Origin of the sequence: Novosphingobium sp. 1529 (assembly GCF_040544855.1) — a bacterium.
Taxonomy (GTDB): Bacteria; Pseudomonadota; Alphaproteobacteria; order Sphingomonadales; family Sphingomonadaceae; genus Novosphingobium; species Novosphingobium capsulatum.
Genome location: NZ_JBEPKW010000018.1, coordinates 39785 through 48530, shown reverse-complemented (window position 1 = coordinate 48530; position 8746 = coordinate 39785). Strand labels below are relative to the sequence as shown.

Here is an 8746-nt window from a genome sequence, read left to right as displayed (position 1 = left end):
AATTCACCAAGGGTTGAGCAAACCAGCTGGCGCGGGCGGCTGACAGCCGCCGCCCACCAAACATCATCCTTCCGCGGCCCTGACCGGATGGTTACACTGATCGCCATAATATCGATCGACTAACGACAGGCCCTGCCGACCCTCGACCTGACCGAGAAGAAAACCGATCTCGGGCTCAGCAAACGGCCGGTTCTGGCAGGAGCTGACGTTCAAAGTCCGACCGCGATCGACGCGTTTTGGTCGCCTGCTGCCGGTCGTTCGTGTCTGGAGCAGTCATTTGGCGTTCGCCGGAGTGGCATTGAGAGCAACAGAAGCTGGCCCAATAGCATCTCCGCTCACTTTTCCGGCCAGCCTCAGGCCGCACGTTCGGCCGCCGCTTCGTTCGCAGGGACCGCGTCCTTGCGAGCTTCCCAGGTCGCCACAAGAAAGGTCGCCATCGACCCTGCAAGATTGACCGCCAGTTCGGCGTGGCGCGGCGCGGGCTTCGCCTTACGCGGACCGCTGCTGTGCGCGTCGCCGAGCCTGTTGCGCAAGGCACCGAGCGATTCGACGATCGACTGGCAGTTGCCGAGGATCTGCTTGAAGACCGGCTCGCTATGCCCGTCCGGCGCCAAGTTCAGCGCCTTCGATAATTTGCGGTAGAGCTGCGGCAGATCGTCCTGATCCGTTGCCGGCGCCTCCAGCGTCGGCGCGAGATCGTCCAGGAGCCAGCGGAAGACGTCTTCGAGCAGCGTGCGCGCCAGCGTGATGGCGCCTGCCGGATCCGTCGCGCGACGATCGAGCGCTGCCTCCCAGCGCGCATGGACCTGCTCGGGCTCGAATCGCGCGAGCGTCCCGGAGATGCTGGCTTCGGCCGGCGAACCAATCGCGGCCGCTTCGACCTTGTAGATCACGCTTCCCGACAGGCGGCCCGCGCGCTGCAGGCGATAGCCGTCATGGCGCAGATGCTCGTTAATGCCTTCTACCCGTGCCTGCTGGACCGTATCGGAGACAGTGGTCGGATGAACCAGCGCTTCGAGTACGCGAAAGAACAGCACCTTCGAGCAGTCGATCAGGCCGAGATGCTCGAGCAGTTCGCGATTGCTCCAGTCGTCGTTCCTTACCGTGTGCTGGAGGACATCCTCACGCAGGCTGCTGCGTTCGCCCCAATCATTCTGAAAAACCGACGGCATCGCGCCGAGCGGCCAGATCGTCTCCAGAAAGATCAGCTCGTCATACTCGCTGCAAAGATACTGGCCGTCGAAGAGACTGATGATCCGGCGCCGCGTCAGCGCCGAGACCATAGGCCCGTCAGATTCTTCGGCCTTGGCGAGCAATTCCGACAAAGCGAAATCCGCCTCTTCGGCCAGGAGCGCGTGGATCATCGGCAGCAGCTTAGGCGCCGGTACCTCCATCAGCCGGGAATGCGCATATTTGAACTTGCTGCGCATCGCTTCGTCTTCCGTCCCGGCCTCAAGACCGAGCAGTACGCATAACGCGGGCACGTCGTAGGCCTTGGCATCGGCAATGATCTCGGCCGCGCGTGTACGGATCGCTTTGATCAGGGACGGATCGGCACCCATGCCTTGAAACCCTCTTTCACCGGACGAAGCACAGACAGGCGCTTCCATTCATGACGATCGGTCGAGCGTGAGGACGTGAAAGGTCAGCGAAGGCGGTAGCCGTCCATGTCCTCGCTCAGCGCCGCGAGCTGATCGAGCGCCTCATTGCGGGTCGCATCACGCTTGATTCGATAGGCCTCGATATCGGCCGCGCGCAGCCGGCGATGGCTGCCGACCTTGACCCCGGGCAAGGTGCCGCCATCGACCAGGCGCACGACATATTGTCGGGAGACGTTAAGTCGCTCGGCCGCTGCCTGCGTCGTCAGCATCTCGTCGTCGGCGACCACCGATACCTGCCGGCCTTCCGCCATGAGTGTAGCAGCGCGCGCCATGACGTCCGCGAGCGACGCTGGCAGTTCGAGCTGACGCCCAGTCGCGTCGATGACATGCACCGTGGTGCGCGCCTTGCCCTTGCTCCCGGTCGCGAACATGCCCGCTAGGTGCGTCACCGCTGTCCGTTCGCTATGGGTAACCGATTTGCGACCCTTGCGGGACTCGGAGGTTCTGACATCTGCCATGGAGGTCAATATGGCGAACAAACGACCCAAACGCAACCAACAGGAGGTGAGGAGCAGGTCGACGACTGGAGCACATGTCAGCACAGGTTAGCACCATAGTATTATGGAGTCATAGCAGCCTCGCCTAAACCACGGGCAAGCCTCAGAAAATTGGATCCCTGCCGCCGCATATAGCGCACCGCCTGCAAGCCTCGTGACTCATATGAGTCAGCTTACTAAGGTTGAAACGCCGGTTCGATGTCGGCCAGCCAGCTTGACGCCTTGCGTATGTCTCTATTTTTTCTGATAAATCAATGAGATAATCCAGTCACGAAATCAAAGTGAGAATTGAAGCGATGGCCACATTGAAGGGGAAAGCAGTTCGCTCCAAGGATATCGAGCTGCGCGACACCTATTTCGAGGATGCGGCCGAGCGCCTGTGGGATCGCGGCAAGCATCATGGGTTCGCGACCGTGCCTAAGACGATGCCGCTCCTCATGCGGGCGCTCGACGAGCTCTCCAAGGGGAAGCCGCTGGGCTGCACCTATTTCGCCCTGTTCTGCGCGACTTGGGACAATGGCTTGGTCCGGCTCGGCCGATCGACCGACCTGCCTTATGCCTCCGGCTTTACCGGCCCGCGCGGTGTGCGCGGCTGGCAGGAGCGTATGAAGCTGTTGGAGAGTTTCGGGTTCGTGGAGATCCGCCCGAGCGGCGGACAGAAGTTCGGCCTGGCCTTCCTGCCCAATCCTAACATCGTGCTGCTCGACCTGTGGGAGAAGAAGCAGGCGCAGGGGAACGGACCCTTTGACCCCCCCGGTCTCGGCGGGCTGCAGGATGCGACCATGAGCGCCTTCCTCGAACGTGCGATCGACGTGGGAGCGAACGACGTCACGCGCAAACACGCCAAAATCAATGCAGTGAAGCGCAGCGTAGCCGAGGACGAGGCCGCGCAGCCGAGGACGAAGCGGGTCCGGACCGCGAAGGCCGCGAAGGAATAGACAGTTATGCTTGTGGCAGCGGTTCTCGACGCCAATGTGCTTTTCCCCATGATCCTGCGGGACACGTTGCTGCGCGTGGCAGCGGCGGGGTGTTTCCGGGCGCATTGGTCCGAACGGATTCTCGATGAGATGTCGCGCAACCTGGTCGAGGATCACCGCGTCACGCCGGAGAACGCCGAGCGCTTGCAGCGTCAGATGGCGACCGCGTTCCCGGACGCGGCCGTCGAGGACTGGGCGCTGCATGAGGGCGCGATGTCGAACGATCCGAAGGATCGGCATGTCGCGGCGGCAGCGGTTGCGATCGGCGCGGACCTGATCGTCACCGCGAATCTCAAGGATTTCGTCCCGCTGCCCGACGGCCTGCGCGCGATCGGGCCGGACGCCTTTCTGTGCGATCGGTTCCTGGCCATGCCTGAAGCCATGCTGGCCGCACTCGATCGGCAGGCGGCCGGGTATCGCAATCCCCCGGCTGGACGTGCCGAACTGCTCGACTGGCTGGAGCGCGACGTGCCCGATTTCGTGGCTGCCGTCCGAGCGCAAGAAGCCATCGGAGGGGCGTAAGCTCAATTTCTTTCGAGCCCCGATCGGCTTCCACGATGCCTATGCTTGGGCGCCAAGCCAGAAGACCGAGCGGGCGGCCTGGGGCAGCGACGCGGATCCGCTCGCGCGCGGGAGCGCCGAGGTAGTGACCGACGAGGCGCTGACCTCTGAACCTCTGGCGATCCCCGGCACGGTGAGCCGACCGGCAGCTGTCAAACTTGCGAGTGACCGGTTTTGGCGCAAGCCGACATTCCAGCGCCCGCACCGGAATGTCTTGATTTGGTCGACAACGGCCGTCTCTAACTGCCAATCTGCCAGCCCACGCTCTACGATCCGCTGTGCCCAAATTTCGGGCGCAGGATCTTCGCGCCATCGCGTAGCTGGTCGAGATGATCAGACCAGTGCTGCATCATGCGCACCCGTTCCTCCCAGTATTGGCCCCGTGCATAGGCCCGGCGAATAGAATTCCCATCAGCGTGAGCAAGCTGTCGCTCGATGGCGTCCGGATTCCAGCAGCCCATTTCGTTGAGCAGCGTGGCTGCCAAGGCGCGGAAGCCATGACCGGTCATCTCCTCCTTGCCATAGCCCAGCCGCCGGAGCGCTGCATTGATTGTGTTATCGGACATGGGTCGATCAACGGCGCGCAGGGAGGGGAACAGAAAAGGGCTATAAGCGGCGTCGTGCTCAATCTCCGCCAGTATCGCCAGCACCTGCCTGGTGAGCGGAACAGCATGAGGGCGACGCATCTTCATCTTGTGCCCTGGGATGGTCCATACGCGCTTTTCGAGGTCAAATTCGGACCACTCCGCCCAGCGTAATTCGCCGGGCCGGACGAAGACATGTGCAAGCATCCGCAACGCCGTTCGGGTCAGGGGGTGCCCATCATAATCGTCGATGGTGCGCAGCAGCGCCCCTGTTTCAACAGGCGTCGTGATTGCGGCCCGATGGGTGGTCTTGGGCGTGATCAGCGCACCGCGCAGATCCGAGGCGATATCGCGCTCAGTCCGTGCGGTGGCAATGGCATATCTGAAAACCTGGCTGGATGCTGTCCGCGCCCGATTGGCGGTGTCGTAGCGCTTGGTGGCTTCTATCTTCTTGAGTGCCAGCAGCAATTCATGCGCAGAGATTTCGCTGATAGGGCGCCTTCCAATTGCTGGGTAAAGCTTCGCCAGGAGCCAGCGCGCTTTCTTCACCGTCATCGGCGCGGCGCCTTCGGCGACTATTTTGTCGAGCCACTCCTTGGCCACCGCCTCGAACGTGTGCGTCGCCGCCAGCGATCTGGCGATCTTTTCGAGCTTGGCGTGTTCGACGGGATCAATCCCCTTGGCAAGCAGCCGACGTGCATCAAGCAGTCGCTCCCGGGCCTCTCCAAGCAGCAGTTCGGGCCACCGACCGAAAGTTATGGTTCTCTGTTTGCCATGAATGCGGTAATTCATGCGCCAGACGCGGCTACCGCTGGGTTCGACCAGCAGATAGAGGCCGTCGCGATCGCTTAGCTTGTAGGGTTTGTCCTTGGGCTTCGCACGCGACACCCATGCCGCCGTAAGCCCGGATTTCTGCCGTTTTCCGTTCGACATGATGGTATGTCCCCATCCTGAAATCGGGGCCTACCATCAACTCGTCCATCACACGGGTGAGATCTGATGAAACGGCCCTCGACTGACGGAGCCATAATAGCAGATAAAAGTTCCGAAAAACAGCCGCTTACAGGACGTCTTCAGACGCTCTGGGAGGCTGCGATGGAGGCCCATTGTGCATCAAACAAGAATGACAGGGTGGGGTGATCATCCCCTCGACGGGATCAACGATTGGCGGTGATGGCAACACACAGCATTTGACGATCCACCTGAATTCTCTCACCATTGACGGCTGAATCCGTATCACCGGGGAGCGGCTAAGGACATGCTTAAAGATTGCTACCAATTTTGGCACCGAAATGCTGTTGCCCAACATGCCAAGTGGGTTTTCACAGCATTCTCTGCACTCTTGGCTTCCTGTTCAGCCGTGCATGCAAGCACTTATGTCGAGGAAAAGGTTAAGTGCCCTGTCGGCGGTGAGAAGTTCAAATATATGGGCTTGGCCAGTATCTCGACATGGGGCGCATTTCCGGATGGGATGCCGCTGGGATCAGGACAATTTCCCACCTTGCCGCCGCAATGCCCATCTAACGGGTTGGTCATGTATCGAGACTTCACGCCGCAGGAAGTGTCCAAGCTGGCAGTCTTTGTGGCCAGTCCGGAATTCAAGGCTCTGCGCTCTTCGGGCGAAACGCCTTACTATCTCGCCTATAAAACTGCCGTTTTTCTGGGCGATGCCAAACCTTATTGGCTTCTGCTTTCAGCAAGTTGGGAAGCCAAAAACCTTGATCCGCTCGGCTCATTAGCGCGCCGATACAATGAGGAGTTTGTGACGGCGGCAAAGGCGGTGCAGATTGATGCCACCGAATTTGAATCCATCGCCATTCGCTTTAGGGCGGCAAACGCACTGCGCGAACTGGGCCATTTTGATGATGCCGAAGCCATTCGTTCGGCGATCGTAATTTCCCCCAATGCCGGCGGCGCCGACGATCGAGCCGCAACCAATCGTACTGGCTGGAGCAAAATGATTGCAGATCTGGCAGCGCCCATTGCGCGCAAAGATAGCAGTCGCAGCCCAATCGACATGCTGGGTGAGCGCGAGGTCATCTTCCGTTGTTTGAGCAAAGAGGCTGCGGAAAAGTTCAAGCAACCTCTTCCTCAGCCGTTGAGCACATTTGAACAGGCTTACTGCGCTCGCCCCGAGTTCGTCGACCATCTGAAAGAGCAGCGCGCCTGGTTAACAGCGCAAGATCAATAGCCGCCGCGAAAGCGGACGTTCAAGCCCTCAGTGCCCACATCGGAACCTGCCGCTAGTTCACCGTTGCTGCGCGACACATGAAGACAGGGGTTTAAACAGAATTACCGTTTCCCGATGTGGTGCAGATGTCAGTTTGAGCCCAGACATTGGCCTTGGAACAGATGCGGGCAGCGGCCGCATTTTTCGGTCGATTTGAGCGCAACACTACCGTTATCGCGACTGCGCTAATGACGCAGTTTCGCACTTTGGTTTCTCCGGAGGGCGAATTCGCTGTCGCTGGCCCATTGTGGCCAATCGTGCCCGTCGGCCAGTTCGCGGCCCACCGCATAAATCATGGTGAGCGTTTGCAGCGCACTATCATAAGTCCATTCGCGGCTCCATTCATCGCCGTTCTGGTGATAGCGCTTGGCCAAATAATCGGCGCGCAGCGCCTCGCCCCGTGGGGTTCCACCATCCACCATGTCCAGACCGGGGTCATAGGATAGCGCTGGGACACCTACCTTGGCGAAGGAAAAATGGTCTGAACGATAGAAGGTGCCCGCCTCGGGGTGAGCTTCTGGCGTATAGCGAAGCCCATTGGTCTCGCCCTGCGCGATCAGCATGTCGAGCAATCCGTTCTTGGCTAGACCCTTGACCGTAAAGTCACGCGTGGAACCAAAGACGTTGAAGCCACCATCCAGATTGATGGCGCCTGCAGTGGTTGCCAGCGAGTAGAGCGGGTTCTGGCCGTAATATTCGCTGCCCAGCAGCCCGCGCTCTTCGCCAGTAACAGCAAGAAAGGCAACGCTACGCGCAGGCGCAGGCGCCTTGGCCCACGCGCGCGCCAGTTCCAGCAACAGCGCGGTGCCTGCAGCGTTATCCTTGGCGCCATTGGCAATTCTGTCGCCATGCGCATCTGGGTCGCCAATCCCAAGATGGTCCCAATGGGCCGAATAAAGGACAGTTTCATGCGGACGCTGCTTGCCCTGCACCAGAGCGACAACGTTCTTGCTGTGAATGACTTCCACCCTGGCCGAGTAGCTGGCACTGAACGTTGGCGTCAGGGTGACAGGTGTGAATTCACGGGTCATCGCCTTGGCCTTGGCGGCTTCAAAATCAACGCCAGATGCTTTGAACATGGCAAGGGCTGTGTCCCTTGTGATCCAAGCTTCCAGCGGGGTGTGGGCCAAGGTTGGCGCTTTGCGTAGAATGTCAAACGAGTCGAAGGTGTTGGACCCTGCGACCGTGGCCCAGCCATAAGCTGCGGGCTTGTCCTCGTGCACCACCAGCACGCCGGCGGCCCCTCTGCGCGCCATTTCCTCGTATTTGTAGGTCCAGCGCCCATAATAGGTCATCGCCTTGCCGCCAAATGCGCAGCCCAACTTGCAGCCCGGATCCTCGAAATCGGGATCATTGACCAAAACCACGGCGATCTTACCTTTAAGATCCAGACCCTTGAAATCATCCCAGTGCAACTCAGGCGCAGCAACTCCATAGCCGACGAACACCAAAGGCGCCCCGGTCACTTGATATGAAGCGCCGCCGTGCTGAGGCGGGCGTATCGCGATGTCCTTGCGCTGCACCAGCGGGCCTAAGCCAGAAAGGCTGGCCTGAGGCATAGTCAGAAAGGTGGCGTGTTGTAGCGGCACGTCCTGAGTCCACGTGCGGTGGCCTCTCACGATCTCGCCGCCGGGTTTCAGCCCGGCCTCCTTGAACTGCTTGATCAGATAGGCGGTGGTCAGCGTCTCGCCCTTGGTGGCCGGGCTGCGTCCCTCAAATTCGTCGGACGCCAAAATCCGGATATCATCCGAGATGCGTTCCGCTTTGAAAAGCGGCGCGGGTGCAGCTTGCGCGCAATGTGATGCAAGAGCGGAGGAAAGCAGAAGAAGGCCGGCAACAAAACGCATGATCAATGCCCCCAAATCAAGTTAGTGCACTTGCACATCATCGTATCACTGATCAATGAGCTACGCCTCCGGCACGATGCGAGCATAATCGAGGCCGAGCGGATTGCGCTATCCAATCCCCATCCGCGGCGATGGGTAGAGAAGCAGATCAACGCGCATCAGCAATTCCGCAAGAAGGCGCTCTCCCGTATTCGGCGGAATGGCAACAGGTCGCTGATTGATCGGGACAGCGACATTCTCAAGTTTATGATCAACGTCCGCAAGTAGGCGCGTGCTGCCGGTTCCAGCGGCACCCAATCGGGCGCCGTGCCCGCCCTTCAAAGTGGTCGTTCACTGCTACTGATCTTCATGTCCGAACCCGCCATTGGTTCACCAAATATAGACAAGCC

The 8746-nt window shown here is 60.1% G+C and carries 7 protein-coding genes; 3 read left to right on the top strand and 4 right to left on the bottom strand.

The genetic code is table 11. The features are described from left to right. Positions 1 to 353: 353 nt before the first annotated feature. Both ABIC78_RS20415 and ABIC78_RS20410 read right to left on the bottom strand, forming a co-directional pair. Positions 354 to 1562, bottom strand: a complete 1209-nt coding sequence (locus ABIC78_RS20415) for an abortive infection family protein (protein WP_354491731.1) — start codon at positions 1560 to 1562, stop codon at positions 354 to 356. 83 nt (positions 1563 to 1645) lie between these two features. Further along, entirely contained in the window at positions 1646 to 2032 is a 387-nt protein-coding gene (locus ABIC78_RS20410) for an excisionase family DNA-binding protein (protein WP_354491729.1), read from the bottom strand. A 422-nt stretch (positions 2033 to 2454) separates the two neighbouring features. Here ABIC78_RS20410 and ABIC78_RS20405 point away from each other — a divergent pair, with 422 nt between their 5' ends. Together ABIC78_RS20405 and ABIC78_RS20400 are read left to right on the top strand one after the other, a co-directional pair. After that, positions 2455 to 3096 carry a hypothetical protein gene (locus ABIC78_RS20405; protein WP_354491727.1) on the top strand — a complete coding sequence of 214 codons (642 nt, stop codon included), beginning with the start codon at positions 2455 to 2457 and terminating at the stop codon, positions 3094 to 3096. 6 nt (positions 3097 to 3102) lie between these two features. Continuing rightward, positions 3103 to 3657, top strand: a complete 555-nt coding sequence (locus tag ABIC78_RS20400; protein ID WP_354491725.1) for a PIN domain-containing protein — start codon at positions 3103 to 3105, stop codon at positions 3655 to 3657. 305 nt (positions 3658 to 3962) lie between these two features. Here the strand turns inward: ABIC78_RS20400 and ABIC78_RS20395 are convergent, their stop codons facing one another. After that, complete coding sequence (locus tag ABIC78_RS20395) at positions 3963 to 5213, bottom strand: tyrosine-type recombinase/integrase (RefSeq protein ID WP_354491723.1); 1251 nt, start codon at positions 5211 to 5213, stop codon at positions 3963 to 3965. A gap of 325 nt (positions 5214 to 5538) precedes the next feature. Between ABIC78_RS20395 and ABIC78_RS20390 the strand changes: the two genes are divergently transcribed. Continuing rightward, positions 5539 to 6471, top strand: a complete 933-nt coding sequence (locus ABIC78_RS20390) for a hypothetical protein (protein ID WP_354491721.1) — start codon at positions 5539 to 5541, stop codon at positions 6469 to 6471. 224 nt (positions 6472 to 6695) lie between these two features. Here ABIC78_RS20390 and ABIC78_RS20385 read toward each other — a convergent pair whose 3' ends face one another. Further along, entirely contained in the window at positions 6696 to 8357 is a 1662-nt protein-coding gene (locus ABIC78_RS20385; protein WP_354491719.1) for a M28 family peptidase, read from the bottom strand. Positions 8358 to 8746 lie beyond the last annotated feature (389 nt).